A 24,678-nucleotide genomic window follows, 5' to 3' on the forward strand; every position below is an offset into this window, starting at 1 on the left:
TAATGTTTACAGAATTTGATGACTATCTTTCAGGATATTTCTCAGATGATTATTGGTATGATGAAGGTTTTTCAATTGCACAGGCGATGCTGTTAAAATTCTCCCCACGGGATTGGGAAGAATTATCAAACGGAGTGTTAAATAAGCCAATAGAGTGGCAAAGAAAATTAGCATATTGTTTGCATAATGAATCTAGCATGGATGAATTGAATATGTTGTTAAAACTGCTAAGTACTGAAGATGAAGAGTTATTCGAAATATGTATTGATGCATTAAGAAGTTTTACTAGTACTGAAAGTAAAAAACGGATATTAAAAAATCCTTCAATTCTACAGAGGATTTATGAGTTAATCCCAAATTCGGGGGACGCGACAAAAAAAGTATTTGAAGCTTTTCTGGAGAAGATACAAAGCTGACGATATTATTGGTGGGGCTACCCAGTGCCGAAAGAATCCATTATTTAATCAATAACACATTTAACCCATGTAATACCCGTATAAAGATTTCACCACTTTATTTGTACGCACATCAGATGCTTTAAAAGTATAACCTAAATAACGCTATTGCGTTACATTGAACAGGTCGATTATGGTCAGATACCACCATGATTGACCTATTTTTTGTTATCTTCGTTTTCTCTCGGTTTTCCAAATCAATTACATCTGATTACTTTGCTAATGGGTGGTGAAACATAGATCGCAACGAGCACGATAGATAGAATGACTACTGATAGTGAGGGGGCAGTAAAAAGTAGGATGTTGACCGCAACTTTACTGATCGTCGTTACGATAGCTATCTTGTAAATACAATCTGGTGACGACCAGTCAACATATACAGGTGAGGATATGTTTTAGGCTAGCCACCTTGCCCTCTAATATAGTCCGAAATTCGTTAAATAATTTCGGTTTGGGGGCTGAACATGGAAGGAGTACAAGTTTCAATTGACCGTATTGTAGTAGAGTTTACAGATGTATACTGGGATTTCTTTAATCCTTTTCGATTACGTCTTTGTGAGTATTTGAATGCTAAACTTCGATTAATGGAGAAGGGATTCAAGTATCATTTACATGTAAGAGATGATGAGCATTACCTGCATATCTCGTATCAATTGACCTTCGTTCCAAAGCCAAGAAAGAACATGTTAAGAATCGAGTTTCATCCCGATAGTTTAGTTCATTTCTATTCATGGCTAAAGCCAATAAAGGATTACGCCAGAGAAACCCTTTTTGTACGATGTGATGTGGCGTTTGACATTCCGTTACCTATATCAGAATTGTTCACAAGTAGCCGGATACAGTCGAGTTTACGACAAGAAACGTCCACTGATGAGTCAGCATAGGAAGGTCATTGAGAAGGAGTTAACGAGGTTTGAAATTGTTTATGTACCAGACGAGAAGAGACCACTTGAAGCTATCGTACAATTTCCACCCCAATTCAACAGACTTTACCTGTGTGCTCATTTGACTTGTACTGAACAACTAAAACCCAAGCTACACTGTTCAAAGGAACCCGATATTATAACGGCAAGGTTAATCTCTGCCGCAGAATACGATCCCTTATTACCGTAAGCAAATTCAGGGACAAATGAAAACTCAGGATGTTATTGACCTGAATGAAGTAGCGTCAGAGAAATGGCAGGAAGCGATAACTCTCCCCTGTGCCATTTTATCCGCTAAGGTTAGTCATCTTCCAATACAAGAAGTTCGTTCAAACTGATATTAAGTTACGGCATATCTGGTACAAGAAGGCGGAGCAGGGCGGCTATACCGGAAGGAGAGCCACCTTTGGCTACAAGGCAAAGAAACGTCAGAAGTACATCCAAGTGGATGAAAGACAAGCCTTAACCGTCCGCAGAGTATTTTAGGAACCATTAAGGCATGTGATTATGATCCGTCGATTACCAGTAGAAGCATACCACTAGTGCAGAATGAAACGTATCAGTTGCTACTACGGACGGCAATGGAAAAAGGGGAGAAGGGAGCCTGGGCAAAAGGCCAACTGGAAGGCATTCAAACCACCATGGAACAGATGATTGCTACTGGAGTAAGTTTGGGTGTACATGTGATGACAAACCAAGGTGGAAAGGCTTGGGGAGATGTTATGAAATTGACTTCATCAGTCGCCCAACTGGATTCCTATAATCTGTTTAGAAAGAATAAAACGGAGGAACAAGCAAAACCCGAGGATTCTAAAAATGCCTTTAATAATCGATAGACAGTTTTAAAGAGATTGGAACGGGTTTTGTAGGTACATTAAGAACTCGTGCGGATAAAGCGACAGACTCTCCCTATGACTTTTTCAACTGGTTAACATTAGGCATAACAGGAGATATTCCGGTCGGGATATATGAAGCAGCCAAAGATCGATCAGAGCATATGTTTGATTCAAAGGAGAAGTTTGCGGATTGGTTAATACTGGGAACAGTGGAGATGGCGAAAGGAGCATTTAATCCAGACGAAGCATGGTCAGCGGATCATTGGCTCAATAGTCTGGGAATGGTAACGTTGTTGTATGGTCCGGCAGAAAAATCTTTATTATCCACAGAAGGCGGATTGCTAAAGCCAAAGCTTCCAAAAGAAATAGATCTAGTGCAAGAGACTATTGATTTTAAATTATGGGAATAAATTCATGTTAGTGGACAAAATAAATTAACCACTGATGGATTAAGAATTATGAGTATCAGAGACATAAAGAAGTTTAAAAGCGAAATGAATTTAAATAATATAAAAGTTATTATGGATAAGAAGGGAACTTTCTACCTGAAAAGGCTGTGGGAGGTTTCAATCCAAATACTGGACAGATCGTATTAAGACCTGATGCTTCTTACTAAAGTGTAGTTCATGAATCTTATCACGCTAAGCACTTTGGAGAACTTGGAAAAGAAAATTATATGAAATTATCGACTTTAGAAAAGGAAGAGTATGTTTATAGAGAAATTATGAAAAATAAAGGTGAATTGAGTATTGAAGAAATATATGAAGCACAAAGATATATATTCAAACTAAGGAACGGACAATGGCCTTTATCGAATTGGAAAGGATTTGATGAATAATGCAAGAAAGAATAAATACTAATCTAACAGCTAACCAAGCTTTGGAGATAGCTCGAGATTATAAGGATAAGTTTAAACTGTATGGAGTTATACATGATGATATAGAAAAGTCTGTTAGATTTTATAATGAGTTTTATAGAATTAAGGGTTGTGTGTGGCTTGTTTTGGCGGATATAACTCCTAAAAATTATGAAGGTGATGACGAAATTACTTTCGTGGTTTCTGATGAAGACAGTGCTGTTGATCATGTGCTAGATCATAATGGGATACCTCAACGTTATCATATACCAAGCAATAGAAATTATAGCGATGAAGAGTTTGAAGCTATCTTTGATGAAGATCATGATGAGTAAAAGAGTCTAAACTCGAGGGGAATCAATCATTTGCCGACTCAATCCATCATTCGAACAATGACACATATATCTCATATATTACCTATATAAAGATTTTTACTATTTCGTTTGTACGCACAATAATGCTTGAGATTTTATAACCTAATTAACACTAAAGCGTTACATAGAACAGGTCGATTATGGTCAGATACCACCATGATTGGCTTGTTTTTTTATATTCATTTTCCGGTGTCGTAGCTTGCGGGTCCATCCAATATCCCTCACAAATAAAGATTTCAAAGGAGTAAAGCACCCCTAAAAGGCTTTACTCCTTTTTAACATTTAGTCTAAGCTATGTTATTATTACCTTATATTTTCCTATAAATAACAAATTATAGAGTTTGGAGGTTTAAGAATGAAAAGTAAGCGTAACTTGATAATGCTGTTATTGTTTGCTTTGACGATTATACTTTCAGGATGTAATGATAAAAAAGCTGCGATATTATCCATGGATGAAATACGAGATCTAGCTCAGCAAGGCGAGGCGTTGTCGTGGAAGGATTTTGAAGGTCATCCCTTTGAAGACGTTGGTTCAGGTTTGTACATCCGTAAATATGAAATTAATGAAAACTACCATGTGCTGGTGGGTGGCGGAAGTGTTAATGCAGCTCCTCTGTATATAAATCTTGTCAAAAGAAACGGAGAAAAGATCGATATCCGTTATGATGACATCGATCATTTTATCCTTAATTAAATGAGGGGTTTTTAGGCTATTCAAATCTTATTCCGTTAGATAATTCATCCAGACTCTCCCAGTCGAGTACAACAATTTCTTGCTTAACTTTATATAAAATTTCCATGTCGGTGAGCCGCTGAATGACACGGTTTAAATGGCGGGGAGTAGTCCCAATCAAAGAGGCTATATCTGGGATATAGGGTGTCTGAATTTCTTTTCCAAACTCACGTTGGAGTTGAATGGTCAATAAATAACTTGCAAACCTTTCTTCTACAGAGCCCAGCAAGTTCGTTCGGGATGCGGATGTGCAGGTTAGAAGCTTGTAGGAGAGATGTTTCAGCAACAAGTCTTTAAACCTGTGGTTATCCATTAGGTCAGACTCAACCTTTTGTTTCGGGATAAATAAGAGGCTGGTTTGTTGTACCGCTTCAACTTGGGATTGGATCACAACTTCCTGCACGTATTCAATATCCCCGAATAATGACAAGGGTGAGCAGAAACGTAATAACAAGGATTTTCCCGTCCCCACACTAGAAGAAACCTTGGTACGCCCCTCCACTTGAAAATAAATTCCGTCCAGCTCATCCCCCTCACGCAAAATGATTTCATCCTGCTCATAGACAAGTAACTGGATTAAAGCATGTGTTGACGTTGTGAATACTTGGTCTAGATTAAATTGTGTAATGTAATGTGATATCAGATTTGGATCGTGAATAGATTTCATCGTTTACTCCTTTTTGGACATCGGTCCTTTCCATTATATCTGAACTCGTTAATATAGAGAAAAAGGGGAGGTTATTAACTGTGAAATTTATTTTTGATTTAGATGGGACGATTTGTTTTAGCGGCAAACCTTTGAGTGGATTTATTGTACAAGCCTTGGATTCTCTAATTGAAAAAGGACATGAGGTTATTTTTGCGTCAGCCCGGCCTATTCGTGATTTATTGCCTGTGTTGCCTGCTCATATGCATCATTTTTCTATGGTTGGCGGGAATGGCGCGTTTATTGCAAAGGGTGGGGAGGTTATTTCGACGATACATTTTGACCCACAGACTGCGGATAACATCCTGAATTTGATTGAAGAATTTGATGCAACTTATTTGATTGATAGTCATTGGGACTATGCATATTCGGGTTCTGCGAACCATCCCATCCGGAGAAATGTAGATCCAGAACAACGCGCCAAAAATGTAACTCCATCAGAGCTGGATGAGATTGTGAAGGTAGTTATTTTGAGCAGTCTGAACGGGGAACAACTTATACATAAGCTGCAAAATCTGCCGATTGTGATCTACCAGCATGGACAAGAAGATATTATGGATATAAGTCCACAAGGTGTGAACAAATGGACAGGACTAAAGAGATTAGGCATAGAACCGCAGCAATTTATTGCTTTTGGTAACGATGCTAATGATATAGAAATGTTTAGACATTCCGCACATTCGGTTTGTGTTGGCGATCATATAACCTTGGGAGAAGTTGCAACGGAAAAGGTTAGTAGCGGTGAAGAGCAGATTGTTAGAAAAATAATGGAGCTGGTGCGAGGTCTGCGATAATTGTTGGGATGGTGATCACCAGCTCAGAGGTCATTGTTGCGGACTGTATAGTCGCTATTTCAGGATTTAGCTTCATTAGGCGGAGTGTTCGGACTCAGGAGGCGTTATCTAGTCAGAAGACAGCGGTTTTTGCACACAAACAACTCAATAACGACTCTGGGGTCCGAAAAACCTCATTTCTGTCTATTTCGAAGCCAATAAGGACATTTGAGTCCGATGGTAGGAGGTTGGTCGCTATTTGCAACAAAAAACCTGCCAAAAAATCAGCAAGTTTTTTGCATGGATGAGCAGAAATAAGTGTGATAACTATTCTAGATAAGTTCTTGGCGGTGATTTAAATAACGATATAAAACACAACCGGATATCGCGCATATAGCTGCACATAAGCCGATAAAACCATACCCAGCTTGAAGACCACGTAGCAAACCAGTTTGTGTTTCTGCTCCGTAAAGCCGCTTCACACCTTCGATCACTGCACCTATGGCATAGTTGCCAATCACGCTACCGACTCCCATTAGTGTAACTGTAAAGGTGATGGCAGTGTCACTGCCATGCGGATACCTTTTTGCGATAAATGCCATAACGGTCGGATAAATCATAGCGATACCTATGCCTGCTGCTGCGAATAGAAACGCGAGCTGTTCCCCACCTAAAATAGCAGCAAACGTACATAAGGCAGAGAAGGCTGAAAAGATAATAAGCGATAGATTGAAACCAATCTTATCTGTAACCGGCCCCAGCAGGAGCCTTGCTAGCGAGAAGCAGAGAAAAAAGGTGGACAACATACCAGAAGCTGTAACTGTATCCCACAAGTATGCTTTTTCCAAAAAATTCACTAGCCATCCACCTACTGCAAGCTCTGACACTACACCGAAAGAAAGAATAAGCACCATCAGCCATAAAGCGGGATCGCGGACCAACGTTTTTAAAGAGATCCGGTCCTCTTGCGGAAGATCATCACCCGGAAATGTACTGCGCAAGGCAGATAGAATAGGCAGTAAAGATAAGCTTAGCATAATCAGATACATTCCGCGCCAGTCGAGTGGATGGCCAAATATACTTACCGACATGAGTCCTGTTGCCAGCAGTGGAGCTAAGGTTGAACTAAATCCGTAGAAAAAATGGGATAAGTTCATCATCGTCCCGGTATTTTTTACGAAGATGCGTGCTCCCAAAATGGCAAGACCAATCTCGAGCATTCCGTTTCCGATGTACATCAGGAAATAAGAAGCTGAGAAGAAGGGATAGCTGTGGGAGATATAGATTAACACTCCTGAGAATATCATGGATGCAAAAGCAATAATACTGACAGCCTTGATCCCCCACTTCCGAACCAATACAGCTGTAAAGGAGCAGGCGATCAAATAACCTAATGCATTTAGGGATAAAAGGGTGCCGAGCTGTTTCTCGTCCAGATTAAAGTCGAATTGGATTCGCGGAATGGCAGGTCCTTTAATATTTTCCGATATGCCAAACACTATAAATCCTAAAAAGATGGTTGCCAATTGCATGGCGTAAATCTTGTTAAATCCCCCGAAGCGCTTTTTCAAATTGAGATCCTCCCAGAACGGGTTACTTTATTGCTCAATGTCTCTGTAATACTCTTCTTTAAGTTTTTCCCAGTGTTGCTTATCGTCGTCGGTGATTGCTCTTAATACCTTGCATGGGTTCCCCACCGCAATTACATTGTCAGGGATATCCTTAGTCACGACTGAACCTGCACCGATGATTACATTGTTGCCGATTTTTACCCCAGGATTAATTACTGCGTTTCCACCAACCCACACGTTGTTTCCAATGGTAATCGGTGTACCGAATTCAAGCATACTGATACGCACGTCCGCATCTATGGGGTGACCAGCAGTATATACGCCTACCCTAGGTCCAAAGAGAACATTGTTACCAATCGTTACTTTAGCTACATCAAGGATAATGCAGTCAAAATTAGCGTAGAAGTTATTGCCAACGGTAATATTACTGCCGTAATCACAACGGAAAGGAGGTTCAACATATAATGACTCTCCTGTAGACTCAAATAATTGCTTGAGTAGTTCTACTCTATATTCACCTTGTTCTTCCGTCGTATTGTTAAATAAACGAGTGAGCATTCTGGATCTTTTGTTATCCTTTGCTAATTCTTTACCGCCTGCCATATATAGCTTTCCTGCAATCATGTTTTCTTTGTTTGTTGCCATTTGTAGTTCCTCCTGAAGTATATGTTAGTTTTATGTTTACCGGCGCTTCTCAACCAGCTGCAACGAATAGGTTAAGCTTTCCAGTGTGATCGCAATTAATCCGTTCATGTAATGATCATCAGGTTGATCCAGCACAATTAAGTGAGGCATATGCTCCTCTGGAATCACTTCCAGACAACGTTGATAAATCGGCCGTACATTCTCTTGTTTGACTTGCTCTCCTGTGAGAGCTATGGTCTCTGGATTAATAATTGCAATCAGGGACGATATAGTGTGAGCCGCCAAAGGGATGAAGGTATCCGTGTGGTCCAAGCTACTCAATTGCTGTTCACGCGAGATTCCAAACGGTAAAAAAGAGACTTCACCAGCAAATCTGGTATTACCTTTGTGGATATGCCCGTCGATCATCATCCCGGCGCCTGGAAAAGCTCCTTTAATAAAGGTTACCACGACAATGGTTTTATCCTCTTCATAATCCTGCTGTTTATAGAACCCGTAAACGGTCAGATTCATATCATTTTCAATCGTGACTTCAAGCTCGTATTTTTCTCTGAGTAGTGATTCTAAGGGAGCATTAATTAACTCTTTAATGTCACAGATATTAATGACACCTTGGTGAGCAAGGCCGGGAATCCCAATCCCTACTGCCTTGATGTTGTTATATTGTTGGATAAGCGTATCCAGCAGATGGTCGATGGCTTCAGTATCTATGTACTCTAATTCCATCCATCCATGATCCACACGATCACCAACTGAATTGGTCACCGCATAGGTTATGGATTTCTGGCCATCCTCAATTTTGGCATAGATACATGCAATATAGGAAAAATCAGCGTTATAGATAAATCGTCTGGCCGGTCGGCCTCCATTTGAAGCCTCCAGTTCAGTCTCAATGACTTCACCAGTCTCGAGAAGTTCATTCAGGATATTTCCGCAGGTAGCAATACTTAATCCGGTGGCACTTGCAATCGTGGATTTGGTTCCTTCCTTCATCGATTTCAAGGCCTGCTTGATAAGCTCCTGATTTATCTTTTTAACACGAATAGAATTGTTTGCGATTTGGTTTATTTTATTCACCTCTAGACTTTTGAAAATGGTTATTAAAAGTATTATCAATACTATAACTTGGCTCTATATAATTGTCTAGCAATCGACAGTTTTTTATTATGGATTTTTTTGACCGGACATGTGGCTTTTAATCAACCTGCGGTGTCTAATTAAATGTAAGGTCAAGAGGAGGTTCACCATTTACGAAGATTTTCACAAAAAGACCACTTGTAATGAGTGTGCACCATGGAAATTAATAGAATCAATGTTATATAATTCACTAAGATACAAGCTAAAAATGTTCACTCACAATTTGAACCGGGGACATAATCTAGGGAAAATTTATATTCGGCCAGCCAGAACCTTCTGGTTGGTCTTTTTAATGTGATGCGTCTACTTCGTAGGCGATTTCGTTATATTTAGTAGATTGGTAGATTGGTAGATTGGTAGATTGGAGGGGAATTAAATCGGGGAGGACAAATGGGTCACAGAAGCGCAGCAGGGCAATGAGGCAGCGGTGGAATTATTAATTCGGCATACCTATAGTGATATTTATCGATTCATCAGATGGAAAATACATAATGACGAATTGGCCTGGGATCTTGCACAGACGGTGTATGAAAAAGCATGGGCCAAGCTTGACAGCTATCAAAATAAACAGGGGAGTTTTCGAGCTTGGTTGATGGCGATCGCGCAAAATGTCTGCATTGACTATTTTCGCAGCAAAGGTGCTCGGCAAGCAGAGTTGAATCAAAGCTTATCTGATGAAATCACAGTCGAAGGAGATTTTCTTGAAGGAATATTAATTCGTGAAGAGGTTAAGCAGGTATACGCCGCGATTTACTCACTGCCAGAGGAACAGAGGGATGCGCTCTTGTTAAGGTATAAATATGAATTTACGTTTACAGAAATAGCTGCCGTAACTGATGAACCTGAATCTACTGTGAAGTCAAGGGTAAGCCGATCGCTGATTAAATTACGTGATTTACTAAGCTATTCCAAGCAAGAGGACATATCCCAACCCCTAAAGAAAGGAGCAGGAAAATGAGGGTTAAACGTAACCATCAAGATTACCTCAATCTGAATTTACAGGATGAGATGACAGCAGAGTCTGTAGAGGAGATCGTGAATTATATCAGGTGCATTCCTGAACCGCCACGCCTTGACGGTTTTGCAGAAGAAGCCATGAGCAGGTGGAGAAAATCCAAGCGGGCTTTACCTGCGCCAGTACCACCCGTTCCTCTATTTGCACGGCAACAGCTGAGGATTCTTTTTTCACAGGGATGGTGGAAAGAGGTTGTGCTTGGTGTGATCTTGTTTGTAGTAGGATATTTGGTGCTGAGTGTTATGGAGATTGTTAGCCCTATGTTCATTCTGTCCATCGTGGGTTGTATTCCTTTACTGGTGGTCGTCTCTCATACGGCTCGGAATACGCTCTGTGGAATGGGAGAACTCGCACGTAGTTTTAGAATTCCGTTGCATCGGTATGTGCAAGCTCGGTTCCTTATGGCAGGGGTGATCTCACTACTGATTAACGTTAGTGTAACTGCTATGGTAACCCCGGTAGGGGGAACGGAGTTTATGCTGCGTATGACCCTGCTATGGTGCATCCCGATCCTAAACAATGCGGCGGTAGCGTTAGTATTATCCACGCTGATACGTAATTTTAGACAATTAACGACCGTACTCTTCATGTTGCCTCTCTTTTGGATGATTTTATTTTCCGGAGAATTTGCAGTGAGATGGACGATGTCGGTCGAGTTATTTTGGTTAATGGGACTGGGCGTTCTGTCGGCAGTGGTATTTAGCCTAGCCATGAGGTTTCAATCCAGAATATTGAGCAGGGGAGGGTTTCTGATTGGAGCTTAAACTATGTAATATTGTACATGATTTCGGCAAAAAGCGAATTTTAAATACGATCAACCTTTCTATGTCACCTGGTGTGTATGGTCTTCTAGGACCTAACGGAACAGGAAAAACGACATTGATGCGTATTGTTGCAGATATTCTGTATCCGACTCGTGGAAATGTACTTTTAGATGGACAAAACAAGGATGATATGGGGGATCAGTACCGGGCTCAGATAGGTTATTTACCGCAGGAACTGGGGATGTACAATCATTTTTCAGCTCGCGATTTCTTGTATTATGTTGCTGCCCTAAAGGGGTTGACCAAGAAGGAGGCGAGTGATCGTATAGAGGTTCTTGCTCAAATGGTTAATCTATCCGGAGAAATGGATAAAAAATGTGGTAAGTATTCCGGCGGAATGAAACGTAGACTCGGTATCGCTCAAGCATTGCTTAATAATCCGGGCATCCTCATTCTGGATGAGCCCACAGCAGGACTTGACCCCTCGGAACGCGTAAGATTTCGAAATTTAATTTCTGAAATATCAAATGAGCGCATCGTTATTTTGTCTACTCATATCGTTTCTGATGTTGATCATATAGCTAAACAGGTGCTACTGATGGGGCGAGGAGAGTTACTTCGTCAAGGAACAATTAAGGAGTTGACCAATGAATTGCAAGGAGAGGTTTGGGAGGCACATGTCCCCGGGCGGTTGCTGGCTCAAATCGAAGAGAATGGAACTGTAGTGAATGTGCAGCAGACAGATACTGGACTAGTGGTTCGGGTAGTCAGCAAGACTTTGCCAGTTGAGAATGCACTGATGGTGAATCCTTCATTAGAAGATGTATATATGCATTATTTTCGGAGGGGATGACACACATGAAACGTCTGGTGATGTTTGAATTACGTAAAATTATGATTCCCAGAGTCTGGATTTCTATAGCTGGAAGTATTGCATTAGCCATTTTTTGTTTTGTTAGTTTCTACCCATCCGGTACGGATAGTCTATTGGTTGTAAACAAGGAAAAGCCTGAAGCTATCGCCGCTCATCTAGGACCGATTCAACCAGATTTAGCTTTGAAATACGCACCTAGACTCAAAGAAGAATATGCTGAAGACAGCGCTTGGCCCAAAGAGGAGAAGATGAAACGAATTCTGGAGCAACACTATGCTGGTACAGCTTATATGGTAGATCAATTCAACAGAAATTTAACAGAGCTGAGAGAGCAGAAGGTTTTAATGGAGAGGCAAGAACCAGGATCTTATGCGCTAAGAGATGTTACTAAAAAGCTCTCCATGCTGGAGGAGGGAAAACCACGGGGGTTTTATGTAACTGAGGACTGGGACTTATTACATATATTTTTTTCGAGCTCGCCTGGCGTCGGGGATCTTTTGATCGGTCTTATTCTAGTATTTGCACTGGCCTCCCTGTTCTCCGGCGAGGAAAACTATAGAATGGATGCACTTATTCTATCTAGTAAATACGGAAGGTTGAAGATTGTTGCGGCAAAACTATTAGCTGGATTTATAGTTACGTTTAGCTGGGTTACTCTTTTTTACGGGATTTGCACATTGCTGGCCTGTTTACCGTTCGGCTTCGTGGGCTGGAATGCCCCGCTGAATAGTTACTTTTATTTTGATGAGACTCCATATGCCTTAACCCAGCTGCAGGGATTTGCCGTGAAATATGCTGTAACCTTGCTGGCTGCATGTGGTCTTTTGTTATTGACAGCGCTGATATCCGCTTTGTGTCGGAGTAGCTTAAGCAGTCTTGGACTGGCAGCATTCTTAGTTATTCTTCCCCTTTTCTCTTTGCCTGGAATGTTGGGCAAAATAATCTCTTTTTTGCCGTCAGGTGTAATGGTTAGCAGATCCTTAATCGAAAAATATGTATCCTATAACATTTTTGGCATCCCTATATTACATCTACCCTTGTCAATCCTTTCGGTGATAATTATAGGTATAATTGCTATAATGCTTATCCCCAAAGCTTTCGAACGTCGATTAAAGGTCTAAGTAGTAGGTAGGTTAAGATCGTTCCCGCTATGAAGGGGAGCGATCTTTTTTGGCTTTTCTTGTGAAAAAGGAGAGCAGTATATTTACGAATCAGACTTTTTACCCGATAGTTAAGATAAAGGGTTAATCACGATAAACCTGACAAAGAGAGCAGGAACCCCTTACCGATAAGAACGAAAGGGATTATTAAATTGAAGATAATGAAGCTATTGGTACTAGGTCTTATCTCAGGGACAATTGTAACATGCGGCAACGTGAGTTATAGAGTTCATGCTGACACGACAACGTACGAGAATACAGGGACATATGAAGAAGTGGAAGAGGACGGTGAGGAGGATCCGGCATATTCACTGTTCACTGACATTCAAGGTCACTGGTCCGAGCCTTGGGTGCGCTGGGCGTTGGGCAACCAATTGATGGTTGGTTATGATGATGGGAGCTTTCGACCGGATCAGCCGATTACGGAAGCAGAATTTTTGAAATTATTTTATCTTTCTTTCGGCTATCCAAAGGCTACTAGCATAGGCGAAGAATGGACAGCAGCACCGTATAGAATGGCTAAGTGGTGGAATCATCCAGTTACTGGACTACAATATCCAGTGGCAAGATCGGCTCCAATCACCAGAATGGCCGCCGCAAGGTTAGTTGTATCTGGTCTAGGGATGAATTACAACGACACGGATTCCGTGGTTTATTTGCTGGGTAACTCTCTACTTCCACTTCCCGGAGAGCCAACGCTAGTAGGTTTCAAAGGAAATCTCCCGCTTACAAGAGCAGAGGCTATACAATGGATGAGAATGCTCAAGCTTAAGGGAATATATACTGTAATTTCTCGTCCAGAAGAACGATCGGATCGGAGTCTATTACCGTCATTACCGGAACAGGGTACAGGCTTGAAGGATTTTATAGCGGTTCCGGTAACTGATCGTGATTTCGGAATAGCGGATAGTGGACGTAATCTTTTTATTGATTTTGGGAGTTCAAGAATGTTAGTAGAGGAACATTACGGGGATTCAACAGGTCAAGATGTATTCAATAATGAAATGTATAAAGAAGTATCTGTACATTATGATACCGAAGGTCGGCTGAACGCTTGGAAAATAGACAAAGATAATGAGCGCATTGATCCAATCCACATAGGTACATTGAACAATATTCGACCTGGGGTAAGTACATTGGAAGATGTGCTAAAGGCATACGGTACATACGTTGCAGTGGATAACGAATACGGGATTATAGTGAGTTACTGGTTTGAGAACAAGGGTGGAGTGTATGAGCCCCGATTGTCACCTTTTGAAATGGATAATATGGAGGGTGGGTTCTATATAGGCTTCATTATTGACAAACAATCTCTGAAAGTTCAAACCATACTCATATCTACAGCTCAGCAGGCAATGAATCCTACGGATAAATAGGAATTGTACTGGAACCTTATTCATTCTTTGAAATGTGACGGCATGTCTTTTTGAGGCAGCCGTCTTTTGTTTTATAATTTTTTTCACCTCATAAGCTAACATTCCGAGAACTTTATCGTTATACATACGAAGGGAGGTGCAGGATGAAGCCCGGGCAGCTACATCAGATACTTCAACCTAAAATGTTAGAAATTCAAAAATACTTGATTCGTCTCGGGGCACCTGCAGCCGACGCTGAAGATATCGTACAGGATACGGTGTATAAGGCTCTTTTGTATATTGATTCCATTGATGAGAACAAATTCAGTGCATGGTTATATAAAGTAGCGATCAATCGCTACTATGATCTGTGCCGCCGCCGCAAGCGGATAGTCATTCCTATTGACTATGTAGATGTGCCGGATATGGAATTGCCAGAGGATCATGTGCTGTTAAAAGAGAAACGGGAAGACATCGAAAGAGTGTTGGATGAGCTTCTACCGCTCCATAAACAACTCATTATTATGAAGTATGAGCTGGAGCTGTCCTATCAGGAGATAGCTGAGCTTCTGGGAATTACGACAGATACAGTCAAATCGGCATTGTTTCGTGCCCGCAAGCAATTTCAAAAAAAGTATAGAGGTGAAGCGGAATGACAGCTCCATGGGAACAAAAGGATGATCAGAACCTTTCAAAAGTAATTAAGAAGGCAAAACGAAAAACAATGATTCGAAACACAATCATTTCTCTAGTGGTGACGGTTATAGTATTATTCGGCGGGATGCTGGGTAACGCCCATCTGACAAGCTGGTTGGCGATGCGTGGTTTGGATGAAGAGAGGATCATGATGAAGATTAGCAGTCCTAACCTTCAGGAGTTGAGAACTGAGCTTGATTTAGGGTTTCTATCGGGTAAAGTTGAACTGAGCACTTACAAAGTTGTTGAGGGTGTGCCCATCGTATGGGATACTAAAAAACTGTATTTCGATATGGGCAGCCGGTTTTCTCTGCTTAATAGGGGATACTCTAGTATAAATGTTCCTGACCCGGTAATGACACAGCAAAATTATGAATACTACCGAGGATATAACAGTCAAAATGGTCAGCGGGAAATGATGTTTTATGTGCCTGGAGTGAATTATAACGAAAAAGTGCTGAATGACCTGCCTTCACTCGAACAAATGGAACCTGGCAAGCTCGTAGAAATGGCTGTTTCTTTTGATAAAAGCTACACTCAGGTAGAGGTAGAGAAGATGCTGCCGGCGGGTTTGACACAGACTTGGTATTGGGTAGATACGTATGACAATAAAAAGAACCTTGAGTTTATTAGGAATGACAGCAGCCCGAATAAATATGCCTTACCGGAATCTGCTAGACAAGTATATGGCTACGGTGGGGAATGGGAAGGGTTATTTAAGCCGAAACCAGAGGATTTTTTACAATCCTTAACCTATGGGCTTCAGATGAAGGGCAAGCATTACGGAGAGTTTGAGCGAATCTCGAATTACTTGAAAAAGGATAAAGCGGCGCCGGACGCCAGTGATGTACAGCTATTGGGAGTTGTCGTTACTGGAACTGCGAAAGAGCTCCAAAGCCTCAAAGGAAAACCCTATGTAAATACGGCAGTTCTCGGCGCGATTGTGGATAAATATTAGATCAATATAGTAAAAATGCTGGAGGGGTTATTCTATATGTGGATTTTCTACGAAAAGAGACGATCTCTCCTTCATTTTCAAAAATGCAAGGGAAAGAGCAGCGATTCATCCTCCTATTGGATCTTCGCTGCTCTGCGTTTTTGATTATCCGCGATCTGCTTCAGTAGGAGATTGAAGGCAAGGCAAAGCCTGCTGACCTCAAGTGGTAATTTGTCTATGACGTGATCGCAGAAATCGCTGATATCTCCGGTTGTTTTTAGTTAACCAAATCCGTATTCCGACTCTATAATTAGGGAATTTCTCCCTATAATTCTTAGATATTTGGTCATCTAACTTATAATTAGGGAAAACCTCCCTGTGATTTACCTGATTTGGTGAAAAATAAAGGAATTACCTCGATTTTTAGGGAGAAATTCCCTCATAATGCTCTTTTTTAGCGAATTTCGGCTATTTTTCGGGAGTTTTTCCCCAATTACACTAAAGCGTACATCATACATCGCACACCGCACACCGCACATCGCACGCCGCACATATCCCATGGGTTAAAGTAACAATCCATCCATTGTATAGCCTATTTATAAAAAAGAAGCTGCCCTATAAGTAGAATTCTCTACTTTTTGGACAGCTTCTTTTTTCATCAGTCACAATCTGCTCAAGCTAAGTCCATTTCGCGGACCACAGCTTCATTTCCTTCAAAATTTGATGTAAATCCTCACCTTTGGGAGTAAGCGAATATTCTACCGTAACAGGAACAGTCGGAAATACGTGACGTTCAAGCACACCATGCTCCTCCAGATGGCGCAACGTAGTGGTTAGTGCGCGGGGAGAAACATTAGTGATTTTTCGTTGCAGTGCCCCAAAACGCTGCGTGCCGTCGAATAGCTCTCTGAGGACAAGAAAGGCCCATTTTCCACCTAATACTTCAAGTGTTTTTTCAACATTACATTCAATAGTAACAGGGGTTTTGGGGATATAATTATTAGTAGATTTAGCTGTCTTCAAGGTATCTCCTCCTGTTTGTGAAGCTACTATACTCTAGTATAGTAACTACACTAGAGATCATATAATAAACTAATTTTCACTTCTTTCTATTATATACAAACTATTCTAGAATGAATATGAGTGCTAAGCAACCTGCCAAAATCAAACACGGAACTATGGAGAGGAGCAGTTATTATGAAATATCGCAGATTAGGTGGAACCGGTTTAAAAGTCAGTGAGATTAGTTTGGGAAGCTGGCTGACATACGGAGGCTATGTGGAAAGAGATAATGCTGTTAATGCCATTGAAACCGCTTACGACTTAGGCGTAAATTTTTTTGATACTGCAAATGTTTATGAAAAAGGTGCTGCCGAGAAAGTACTAGGTGAGACTTTACGTAACTACTCTCGTGAGTCCTATGTATTAGCTACTAAAGTATACGGGGAAATGGGCTCGGGACCTAACGACCGTGGACTATCCCGCAAACATATCACGGAACAGTGTCATGCTAGCTTGAAACGTCTCGGAGTAGAATACGTGGATATTATGTATTGCCACCGTTTTGATCCGGAAACTCCAATTGAAGAGACCTTACGTGCGCTAGATGATCTGGTTCGGCAAGGCAAGGTATATTATGTCGGTGTTAGTGAGTGGACGGCGGCGCAAATGACCGATGCGTTAGCTGTAGCAGACCGCTATTTGCTAGATCATATTGTTGTTAATCAGCCGATTTATAATATGTTTAACCGTTATATTGAGAAAGAGATTATTCCGCTTGGCGAGCGCCGTGGGATTGGACAGGTAGTATTTTCTCCACTGGCTCAAGGGCTGTTAACTGGAAAGTATAACACGGACATCCCTGAGGATAGCCGTGCTGCTAAGCTGGATCGATTAAAAGATTCGATTACAGAAGAAAAGATTGAAAAAGTCCGCCAATTGAGTGGGATCGCCACGGAGCTGAATATTTCTGTTGGGAATTTGGCTTTGGCTTGGATTTTGCGTCAACCTAATGTAGCTAGTGCGCTGGTGGGTGCCAGCCGTCCGCAGCAGGTCGAAGAGAATGTTAAGGCTTCAGGTATTGAGCTTTCGGAAGAGATTTTGAAGCAGATTGAGGAGATTCTGGAGTAGTTGTTAGCTTCATAAAAAAGGAGACACACTCATGGCGAAAGTAGTTGTTACAGGCGGCAGTGGGATGTTGGGCAGATGGGTGGTCCGGCATTTTGTAGAGCAAGGGTATGAGGTTGTGAATGTAGATACGCAAAAATCCGCAGATTCTTTGTGCCAAACGATGATTGCTGATTTGAATAATTTGGGTGAAGTATATGGTGTGCTCGCAGGCGCTGATGCAGTTGTACATTTGGCTGCAATCCCAGCTGCAAATATAAAGACAAGTGAGGTTACCTTTCAAAATAATGTAGTATCTACCTATAACATTTTGGAGGCTGCAGCGGGTCTCGGGATTCGGAAAGCAGTGATTGCTTCCAGTGAATCCTCTTACGGAATCTGTTTTGCGGTTAATCCTTTGGGGCCGAAGTATGTGCCTATGGATGAGGAGCATCCACAGTTACCTGAAGACAGCTACGGTCTGTCTAAGGTTGTGAATGAGCAAACCGCTGAGATGTTCTATCGCAGAAAGGGTATACAGGTCGTTTCCCTAAGAATCGGAAATGTTATTGATCCATCGGCGTATGAACGTTTCCCTTCCTTCATTCATGATCCAGCGCAGCGCGATCGGATTCTATGGAGTTATATAGATACACGGGATGTAGCAACAGCTTGCCAATTGGCAATCGAAACGGATGGATTGGGAGCGGTTGCTCTTAATATATGTGCAGATGAGACCAGCATGGCTGTTCCTAGCAGAGAGCTAATGGCCGCACGTTATCCAGAGGTGACGGATTTCCGCCAGCCGCTGGAGGGTCACGAGTCGCTACTTAGTAATGAGAAGGCCAAAAAGCTGCTAAATTGGCAGCCGAAGCACGTATGGCGAGATTTTGTTAACCAGTAAATAACGAGCCGGATTCACTATAAGGAGCGTGCAAAATGAAGGTCTTATTTATCGGAGGTACGGGATTAATTAGTCAGGCTGTATCCCCGTTGGCTGTAGATCAAGGAATCGAGCTGTATTTGTTCAACAGAGGACAGCGGGATGAATTCGTTCCAGAAGGTGCAAAAGTAATTAAAGGAGACATTCGTAATCCGGCAGAAGCCGCATTAGTATTACGAGATTACGAATTTGATGTAGTGGTAGACTGGATTGCTTTTACACCGGAACATGTGCAGGCAGACATTGACCTGTTCACAGGTAAAACGAAGCAGTACATTTTTATCAGCTCAGCCTCTGCTTATCAGAAACCGCAGCGTAATTATGTAATCACAGAAGAGACACCGCTGGAGAATCCTTATTGGGAGTACTCGAGGAATAAAATTGCGTGTGAGCAGCTGTTGATGGGAGCTTACAAGGCGAACGGATTCCCGGTTACGATTGTTCGTCCTTCCCATACCTATGGAAATACAGCCATCCCTGCGGCACTCACGAGTGGCCAGCATCCTTGGTCACTGATCGATCGTATCCGCCGTGGCTTACCTTTAGTCATACATGGAGATGGAACCTCTTTGTGGACACTGACACATAATTCGGATTTTGCCAAAGGTTTCGTTGGATTGCTTGGACATCCGGAAGCGATAGGCGAGGCCATTCATATAACTTCCGACGAGGTATTAAATTGGAATCAGATCTATGCGGCCATCGGACAAGCGGCAGGTGTGGAACCTAAAGTGGTGCATATCTCCACAGACTTTATCACAGCCTTTTCCCCTCCAGGGACAGCGGATGGCTTGATCGGTGATCAAGCGGTAAGCAGTGTTTTTGATAATAGCAAAATCAAACGTTTCGTACCTGACTTCCAGGCTACTGTGCCTTTCTCCGAAGGGATCAAGCAGTCGGTTGCTTGGTTCGAGGCTCATCCTGAGCAATGTACGGTCGATGCGGAATGGTCTGCGTTACTTGATAAGTTGATCGAGAGACATGGAATTGAGGCCAAACCTCTTTCATTCTACGCATAAGGTTTATACAGTTATATTTAAAGACGGTCTGTTCCTAAGGGAGCAGCCGTTTTTTTGGGTTTGTCTCGTTCAATGTAAGGTTATGGAATGAATCAGCAAATCATGAATATACTCTCACTACCTAAAATTCCGTTGAAAAAGGAGTCCTGGCCATGCCAACCCATCCCTTTGTCTCGCGTTTTTTCGTAAATTCAGATGCACGTCGTGAGAAGTTAATTTATGATCTGCCGGAATCATGGTGGAGCCGTCCCTTTGAATATGAGTGGTGTATTAACTTTATTTCTCCGCATGGTGTTGTGCTGGATGCAGCCTGTGGGATTCCTCATCCCTTGAAGTTTTATTTGGCAGGGGTTTGTGCAGAGGTCTATGCCTGCGATATGGACAGTAGGGTTATTTACCCAAAAGCTATCCAAGAATGTATTGAGAGTGAGATTGGGGAAAAAGCGGCGAAGCAGGTTATCGCTAGAAGAACAAACAACCTGCATTTCGCTCAAGCTAATCTGACGGATCTGCCTTATGAGGATGAAAGCTTTGACACTGTTTTTTGCATATCGGTATTGGAGCATTTGAGCTTTGAGGATACGGTCGGTACTTTACGGGAATTTCACCGGACGTTGAACGAAGAAGGATTATTGGTATTGACATTTGATTATCCAACGGTAAATCTGAGTCTTATGAATGACCTGCTGCTACAAACTGGATTTCAGTATTGGGGGGAGACAGATTTTGAATTGCCTGCGGATGCTGTGCATACGGATGCATGGGGTGGATTAAATTGTTTTAGAGCCGTTCTGAAAAAAGCAAAGGAATAACAGGTCTTTCTACTCTTAATTTAGTAACCTCTTTCCAGTATGCTAGGATCATAGCTAACAAAAGATGAGAGGAGGCTGTATTTTTTGAGATTAGGATCGAAGGTTTTGCGTAGAATAGCACTCATTACACTTATGTTATCACTAATAGTTCCTGTGACATCTGCTTCCAGTGCAGCTTCACTATCTTCAGATCCTATAAAGCTTGCTTTTGCGGGTGATATCCTTTTGGACGGTTTTGTTGGCGATCAGATTGCTAAATATGGGGTGAACTTTCCGTTTGTAAAGGTCGCACCTACTCTGCAAAAGGCTGACATCGCCTTCGCCAATCTGGAGACGCCTGTGTCTATCCGAGGGAAAGCGGCAGAGAAAACCTTTGCCTTCAGATCCAAACCAGCAACGTTGGGCGGCTTAACCTATGCAGGGATTGATGGAGTGTCCTTGGCGAATAATCATATTTTGGATTATGGAAAAGACGCTATGCTCGACACGCTGATCCATTTGGATCGAAACAAGATTGGCCATACAGGTGCTGGCAAAGATGAAGACGAAGCGTTCAAGCCTTATACTAAGACGGTAAAAGGGAAAAAGATCGCCATCCTTGGTGTTAGCCGTGTGCTTTCAAATCCTTCATGGTATGCCGGCAAAAACAAACCGGGAGCCGCTTCAGCTTACACCTCGCAGCCTATGCTTAGCGCCATTCAGAAGATGTCCAAGGAGAATGATTTCACGATCGTATATATTCACTGGAATGAAGAGTTTAAGGATTTCCCTGAAAAGTACGCTCGCACACTAGCTAAACAGATGATTGATAGCGGGGCGGATTTAATCCTTGGCGCACACAGTCACTGCCTTATGGGCATCGAATACTATAAGCACAAGCCCATTTATTATTCACTTGGGAATTTTGTGTTTAATCGCTCCACACGTGGTGGGGAAAAAACACTTAATTCTATGCTATTGAACGTTGAGATTAAGGACTCCAAGATGACCAGCAAGATTACCCCTGTCAAAATCATTGGCGGACAGCCCAATTTTATGGATGATTCCTACAATAGGAAAACGATTAAGATCCTGAACACCCTATCTTTTAATGCCAACATAGATGCTAACGGCAGGGTCACGGAGAAAGAGCTTTAATAAATACAAACTCTGATTAGCTATTCACGGATCGCGCTCGATCTCGTTAGAATGTGAAATGTGTGGAGTACGTATGGAGTATGTATGATGTGGCATGAAGTACGTATGGAGTATGTATGGGGTGGGATGAAGTACGTATGATGTACGTATGATGTGGCGTATGGAGTACCTATGGAGTGCCTATAAAGTATCACCGTTGTGTTTGTGAAATAACTGTATTCTATACACCTATTTTATATGTAAAACGGACCATTTTGCTTTTAAGTGTATTCTATACAACTAAAAACTAGAGAATCGACCTAGAGGGCAATAAATCAACAAAATAGTTGCACGAAATACAGCTATATCCATCGGCCGAGCGAGTTGCAGAATTATAGTTGTACAAAATACAGTTAAACTACTAGTTAGTATTGGAATGTCTGCATCAAAAGCTGACCGCAGCAGTATGTAGAGTATTGGAACGTCTGCATCAAAAGCAGACTGCAGCAGTATGTAGAGTATTGGAGCGTCTGCATCAAAAGCTGACTGTAGCAGTATGCAGAGAGTACCAATGGAGTACCAATGGAGTCCGTATGGAGTGCCTATAAAGTATCACCGTTGTGTTTGTGAAATAACTGTATTCTATACACCTATTTTATATATAAAACGGACCATTCTGCTTTTAAGTGTATTCTATACAACTAAAAACTAGAGAATCGACCTAGAGGGCAATATATCAACAGAATAGTTGTACGAAATACAGCTATATCCATCGGCCGAGCGAGTTGCAGAGTTATAGTTGTACAAAATACAGTTAAACTACTAGTTAGTGTTGGAATGTCTGCATCAAAAGCTGACCGCAGCAGTATGCAGAGAGTATTGGAACGTCTGCATCAAAAGCTGACCGCAGCAGTATGCAAAGTATTGGAATGTCTGCATCAAAAGCAGACTGCAGCAGTATGTAGAGTATTGGAACGTCTGCATCAAAAGCTGACCGCAGCAGTATGCAAAGTATTGGAATGTCTGCAAAAAGGGGGAGATCCATATGGATCTCCCCCTTTTTATGCAGAAGCTAAGTTTGGAATTAGATAATCAGCCCTTCACCGCCCCCGCAACAACACCCTTAACGATGTACTTTTGCAAGAAGATGAATACCACGATCGATGGCAGCACCGCCATGACCATAGCTGTCATCGCATATTGCCAATCTGAGGTATATTGGCCCACGAAGGTGTAGGCAGCCAGTGTCAGCGTTTTGGTATCTGGGGAGCCGTTGACCATGAGCAGCGGGAGCAGGAAGTCATTCCAGATCCACATTACGTCGATAATGACAATGGTTGTTGTGACTGATTTCAGGAGTGGGAAGATGACACTGAAGAACAGGCGGAAGCCGGATGCTCCATCAATCGTGGCACTCTCATCAATTTCAACCGGAATACCCTTGACGAATCCATGGTAGATAAACACGGCGAGTGGAGCACCGAAACCCCAATATAACAACCCAAGTCCCCAAGTACTCTCAGAGAGATTTAAAGTCTTAGCCGTTTGCAGAACGGTCAGCATGATCGATTGGAACGGAATCAGCATCGGCATAATGCAGAGGAAATAAATCACCCCGCTCAGTCTGGATTTCGTCCGTGCCAGCTTGTAGGCTGCTATGGATGAAATGAACACAATACCCAGAAGACCTACACCGGTAATGACAAAGTTGTTCAGGAACAGCTTCGGATAGTTGATAAACTTCCACACGTAGGAATAGTTGCCGAAGACCAGATGTTTCGGCAGGGCGATGACATCCGTCATGACTTCGCTAAAGCTTTTTAACGAGTTGATAATCGTCAGAAATAGCGGATATAGAAATAGAAGAGAGAGGATGACCATAACAACCTCTAGAATGATTCGTCCTGCTTTGCGGTTTGTATTCATTATGCCTCAACCTCTCTTCGTTTGAAGAATGCTAACTGGAGAATGGTTACCACCAAGACGGCTAGGAACAGGATAAGCGCTTTCGCTGTACCGTATCCATACAGATTGTTCTGGAAGGTATCCCGGTAGATATCGTAAGCGATACTGTAGGTAGTTCCGCCAGGTCCGCCCCCGGTTAATGACAGGATGACATCGAACACCTTGATCGAATTGGTCAGTGCCATGAACACAGAAATCGTAATGGATGGAGCGAGCAGCGGCAGTGTAATACTGAAGAATTTTCTCATGGGACCAGCGCCGTCAACTGTGGCTGCTTCTTTGAGATCCTCAGGTACAGATTGCAGACCGGCAATATAAATGACCAGATAAAAACCAATCGACTGCCAGATGGAGACGGCCAGTATGGAGACGAAAGCAAGTCCCGGCGTCCCTAGCCAGCTTAGACCAAATATGGACCAGCCTGTACTTTCTCCGAGTGAGTTGAAACCTTGCATAAAGATAAATTTCCAGATAAAACCGACAATGACAAGACTGAGGATATAAGGAATAAAGAAAGCGGCTCTCAGCCAAGGGGTGCTCTTCAGCTTCATGTCCAGAACCAGTGCGAGCAGAATGGCCAGCACGTTAACGAGAACAATGTACAGAATCGCATACTTTATGGTGAACCAGGCTGAATTGGCGAAGTTGGTGTCGCCCATAAAGATTTGTTTGAAATTATCTAGTCCGACAAACTTAGGGTGTTTCGAAATTCCGTTCCATTTGGTCATCGAATAGCGGATAGTCATGGCAAACGGAATGTAGAATGCTACAGCGATACAGATGAGGACTGGGAGAGTGAATAATCCGAATTCTGTTTTCTCGCGCCATCTTTTGCCGAGTGATTTTAACATGGATGCACCTCTTCTTGATTTGTTGGGTGGTAATATCGACTAGGCTTGCCACACAT

Annotated in this window: 27 protein-coding genes and 1 pseudogene; 21 read left to right on the plus strand and 7 right to left on the minus strand. The window is 42.1% G+C overall.

All coding sequences use genetic code 11. From position 1 onward, the window contains the following. Nucleotides 1–2: 2 nt before the first annotated feature. The 7 genes and pseudogenes from MKY54_RS09560 (at nucleotide 3) to MKY54_RS09590 (ending at nucleotide 4,138) form a co-directional block, all read left to right on the plus strand. Nucleotides 3–416 carry a hypothetical protein gene (locus MKY54_RS09560; RefSeq protein ID WP_076305700.1) on the plus strand — a complete coding sequence of 138 codons (414 nt, stop codon included), beginning with the start codon at nucleotides 3–5 and terminating at the stop codon, nucleotides 414–416. A gap of 1,241 nt (nucleotides 417–1,657) precedes the next feature. Next, a complete protein-coding gene (locus MKY54_RS09565; protein ID WP_081388438.1) occupies nucleotides 1,658–1,864 on the plus strand; it encodes a hypothetical protein in 207 nt (68 codons plus the stop codon). Between the two features lie 56 nt (nucleotides 1,865–1,920). Then, nucleotides 1,921–2,214, plus strand: coding sequence for a hypothetical protein (locus tag MKY54_RS09570; protein ID WP_339190295.1), 294 nt, complete (start codon nucleotides 1,921–1,923; stop codon nucleotides 2,212–2,214). A gap of 161 nt (nucleotides 2,215–2,375) precedes the next feature. Beyond that, complete coding sequence (locus MKY54_RS09575; protein WP_339190297.1) at nucleotides 2,376–2,624, plus strand: hypothetical protein; 249 nt, start codon at nucleotides 2,376–2,378, stop codon at nucleotides 2,622–2,624. Between the two features lie 221 nt (nucleotides 2,625–2,845). Further along, nucleotides 2,846–3,052 (plus strand): annotated as a pseudogene (locus tag MKY54_RS09580) (zincin-like metallopeptidase toxin domain-containing protein); the annotation flags it as partial. Beyond that, a complete protein-coding gene (locus tag MKY54_RS09585) occupies nucleotides 3,052–3,405 on the plus strand; it encodes a hypothetical protein (protein WP_339190298.1) in 354 nt (117 codons plus the stop codon). The pseudogene MKY54_RS09580 and the gene MKY54_RS09585, both read left to right, overlap by 1 nt. 394 nt (nucleotides 3,406–3,799) lie before the next feature. After that, nucleotides 3,800–4,138 carry a hypothetical protein gene (locus MKY54_RS09590; protein ID WP_076281043.1) on the plus strand — a complete coding sequence of 113 codons (339 nt, stop codon included), beginning with the start codon at nucleotides 3,800–3,802 and terminating at the stop codon, nucleotides 4,136–4,138. A 16-nt stretch (nucleotides 4,139–4,154) separates the two neighbouring features. Here the strand turns inward: MKY54_RS09590 and MKY54_RS09595 are convergent, their stop codons facing one another. After that, a complete protein-coding gene (locus MKY54_RS09595) occupies nucleotides 4,155–4,844 on the minus strand; it encodes a Crp/Fnr family transcriptional regulator (RefSeq protein WP_339190300.1) in 690 nt (229 codons plus the stop codon). A gap of 80 nt (nucleotides 4,845–4,924) precedes the next feature. On the opposite strand from MKY54_RS09595, the gene MKY54_RS09600 reads away from it, so the two are divergent. Further along, on the plus strand, nucleotides 4,925–5,677 hold the full coding sequence (locus MKY54_RS09600; protein WP_339190302.1) for an HAD-IIB family hydrolase: 753 nt from the start codon (nucleotides 4,925–4,927) through the stop codon (nucleotides 5,675–5,677). Between the two features lie 311 nt (nucleotides 5,678–5,988). On the opposite strand, the gene MKY54_RS09605 is transcribed toward MKY54_RS09600, so the two are convergent. The 3 genes from MKY54_RS09605 to MKY54_RS09615 all read right to left on the minus strand — a co-directional run bounded on the left by MKY54_RS09605 (nucleotide 5,989) and on the right by MKY54_RS09615 (nucleotide 8,817). Continuing rightward, nucleotides 5,989–7,188, minus strand: coding sequence for an MFS transporter (locus MKY54_RS09605; protein ID WP_076125131.1), 1,200 nt, complete (start codon nucleotides 7,186–7,188; stop codon nucleotides 5,989–5,991). Nucleotides 7,189–7,254: 66 nt separating this feature from the next. Next, on the minus strand, nucleotides 7,255–7,872 hold the full coding sequence (locus MKY54_RS09610) for a sugar O-acetyltransferase (RefSeq protein WP_076124819.1): 618 nt from the start codon (nucleotides 7,870–7,872) through the stop codon (nucleotides 7,255–7,257). Between the two features lie 36 nt (nucleotides 7,873–7,908). Continuing rightward, a complete protein-coding gene (locus tag MKY54_RS09615) occupies nucleotides 7,909–8,817 on the minus strand; it encodes an ROK family protein (RefSeq protein WP_076125133.1) in 909 nt (302 codons plus the stop codon). A gap of 619 nt (nucleotides 8,818–9,436) precedes the next feature. Here MKY54_RS09615 and MKY54_RS09620 point away from each other — a divergent pair. From MKY54_RS09620 to MKY54_RS09650, 7 genes are all read left to right on the plus strand, one after another. Continuing rightward, nucleotides 9,437–9,967, plus strand: coding sequence for an RNA polymerase sigma factor (locus tag MKY54_RS09620; protein WP_076187114.1), 531 nt, complete (start codon nucleotides 9,437–9,439; stop codon nucleotides 9,965–9,967). Further along, on the plus strand, nucleotides 9,964–10,788 hold the full coding sequence (locus MKY54_RS09625) for a hypothetical protein (RefSeq protein WP_076187116.1): 825 nt from the start codon (nucleotides 9,964–9,966) through the stop codon (nucleotides 10,786–10,788). Before MKY54_RS09620 ends, MKY54_RS09625 begins: the two co-directional genes overlap by 4 nt. Then, nucleotides 10,778–11,641 (plus strand): ABC transporter ATP-binding protein, encoded by an 864-nt coding sequence (locus MKY54_RS09630; protein ID WP_076187118.1) that lies wholly within the window; start codon nucleotides 10,778–10,780, stop codon nucleotides 11,639–11,641. Before MKY54_RS09625 ends, MKY54_RS09630 begins: the two co-directional genes overlap by 11 nt. A gap of 5 nt (nucleotides 11,642–11,646) precedes the next feature. Further along, on the plus strand, nucleotides 11,647–12,783 hold the full coding sequence (locus tag MKY54_RS09635; protein ID WP_076305664.1) for an ABC transporter permease subunit: 1,137 nt from the start codon (nucleotides 11,647–11,649) through the stop codon (nucleotides 12,781–12,783). A 254-nt stretch (nucleotides 12,784–13,037) separates the two neighbouring features. Further along, on the plus strand, nucleotides 13,038–14,198 hold the full coding sequence (locus tag MKY54_RS09640; protein WP_339190304.1) for an S-layer homology domain-containing protein: 1,161 nt from the start codon (nucleotides 13,038–13,040) through the stop codon (nucleotides 14,196–14,198). Between the two features lie 143 nt (nucleotides 14,199–14,341). Then, complete coding sequence (locus tag MKY54_RS09645) at nucleotides 14,342–14,833, plus strand: RNA polymerase sigma factor (RefSeq protein ID WP_036684055.1); 492 nt, start codon at nucleotides 14,342–14,344, stop codon at nucleotides 14,831–14,833. After that, a complete protein-coding gene (locus tag MKY54_RS09650) occupies nucleotides 14,830–15,831 on the plus strand; it encodes an anti sigma factor C-terminal domain-containing protein (protein WP_076309816.1) in 1,002 nt (333 codons plus the stop codon). The genes MKY54_RS09645 and MKY54_RS09650 overlap by 4 nt, the downstream gene beginning before the upstream one ends. Before the next feature lie 657 nt (nucleotides 15,832–16,488). On the opposite strand, the gene MKY54_RS09655 is transcribed toward MKY54_RS09650, so the two are convergent. Continuing rightward, nucleotides 16,489–16,833 carry a helix-turn-helix domain-containing protein gene (locus MKY54_RS09655; protein WP_036684053.1) on the minus strand — a complete coding sequence of 115 codons (345 nt, stop codon included), beginning with the start codon at nucleotides 16,831–16,833 and terminating at the stop codon, nucleotides 16,489–16,491. A gap of 174 nt (nucleotides 16,834–17,007) precedes the next feature. Between MKY54_RS09655 and MKY54_RS09660 the strand changes: the two genes are divergently transcribed. The 6 genes from MKY54_RS09660 to MKY54_RS09685 all read left to right on the plus strand — a co-directional run bounded on the left by MKY54_RS09660 (nucleotide 17,008) and on the right by MKY54_RS09685 (nucleotide 22,898). Further along, nucleotides 17,008–17,940, plus strand: a complete 933-nt coding sequence (locus MKY54_RS09660; RefSeq protein ID WP_038569620.1) for an aldo/keto reductase family protein — start codon at nucleotides 17,008–17,010, stop codon at nucleotides 17,938–17,940. 31 nt (nucleotides 17,941–17,971) lie between these two features. Continuing rightward, nucleotides 17,972–18,820: an NAD(P)-dependent oxidoreductase gene (locus tag MKY54_RS09665; protein ID WP_076278563.1), complete on the plus strand. Its 849-nt coding sequence runs from the start codon at nucleotides 17,972–17,974 to the stop codon at nucleotides 18,818–18,820. A 35-nt stretch (nucleotides 18,821–18,855) separates the two neighbouring features. After that, the gene (locus MKY54_RS09670; protein ID WP_339190306.1) at nucleotides 18,856–19,878 is read left to right on the plus strand and encodes an SDR family oxidoreductase; all 1,023 of its coding nucleotides are present in this window, start codon (nucleotides 18,856–18,858) and stop codon (nucleotides 19,876–19,878) included. A 152-nt stretch (nucleotides 19,879–20,030) separates the two neighbouring features. Beyond that, entirely contained in the window at nucleotides 20,031–20,690 is a 660-nt protein-coding gene (locus MKY54_RS09675) for a class I SAM-dependent methyltransferase (RefSeq protein ID WP_076187130.1), read from the plus strand. An 84-nt stretch (nucleotides 20,691–20,774) separates the two neighbouring features. Then, on the plus strand, nucleotides 20,775–21,827 hold the full coding sequence (locus MKY54_RS09680; RefSeq protein WP_339190307.1) for a CapA family protein: 1,053 nt from the start codon (nucleotides 20,775–20,777) through the stop codon (nucleotides 21,825–21,827). A gap of 816 nt (nucleotides 21,828–22,643) precedes the next feature. Next, nucleotides 22,644–22,898 carry a hypothetical protein gene (locus MKY54_RS09685; protein WP_339190308.1) on the plus strand — a complete coding sequence of 85 codons (255 nt, stop codon included), beginning with the start codon at nucleotides 22,644–22,646 and terminating at the stop codon, nucleotides 22,896–22,898. Here the strand turns inward: MKY54_RS09685 and MKY54_RS09690 are convergent, their stop codons facing one another. Both MKY54_RS09690 and MKY54_RS09695 read right to left on the minus strand, forming a co-directional pair. Beyond that, nucleotides 22,899–23,732, minus strand: coding sequence for a carbohydrate ABC transporter permease (locus MKY54_RS09690; RefSeq protein ID WP_036684045.1), 834 nt, complete (start codon nucleotides 23,730–23,732; stop codon nucleotides 22,899–22,901). Then, nucleotides 23,732–24,622 carry a sugar ABC transporter permease gene (locus MKY54_RS09695; RefSeq protein WP_036684044.1) on the minus strand — a complete coding sequence of 297 codons (891 nt, stop codon included), beginning with the start codon at nucleotides 24,620–24,622 and terminating at the stop codon, nucleotides 23,732–23,734. Before MKY54_RS09695 ends, MKY54_RS09690 begins: the two co-directional genes overlap by 1 nt. Nucleotides 24,623–24,678: the final 56 nt, after the last annotated feature.

Source organism: Paenibacillus sp. FSL P2-0121 (genome assembly GCF_037975345.1).
In the GTDB taxonomy this organism is placed as follows: domain Bacteria; phylum Bacillota; class Bacilli; order Paenibacillales; family Paenibacillaceae; genus Paenibacillus_AQ; species Paenibacillus_AQ odorifer.